This window comes from Tamlana crocina, from assembly GCF_012037625.1.
The window spans coordinates 1-281 of sequence record NZ_JAAVJS010000877.1; the positions used below are offsets into that span (position 1 = coordinate 1).

At 56.2% G+C, this 281-nt stretch carries 1 protein-coding gene; it reads right to left on the reverse strand.

Going from position 1 to position 281, the window contains the following annotated elements; genetic code table 11:
• Window positions 1-281, reverse strand: a 281-nt coding sequence (locus HC176_RS19360) for a porin (protein ID WP_245234980.1), incomplete at both ends; no start/stop codon positions are given.

Sequence of the window (281 nt, forward strand, 5' to 3'; positions counted from 1 at the left end):
CGCTTCTTCCAGGCCAAAGGTCGGATTGATACGACCAATCGAAACCTGGACCGGCTTCCAGCCGTTGTAGTGGATGGCCAGTTCGTCCCAGTTGCTGGAATCGTTGGTGAAGTTGCGGTTGAAGGTGTAGCCCCAATCGGTGAAGGCAACACCGGAAATCTCCAGACGCGCACGACGGAAATAGGTCTCGTCTGCGCGCTCGCCGTTCTGGGTGTAGAAACCATCGAAGCTGTCGGCATCAGCCTGCAGGCGGCCATTGATCTTGAACGAGAACTCCTTGT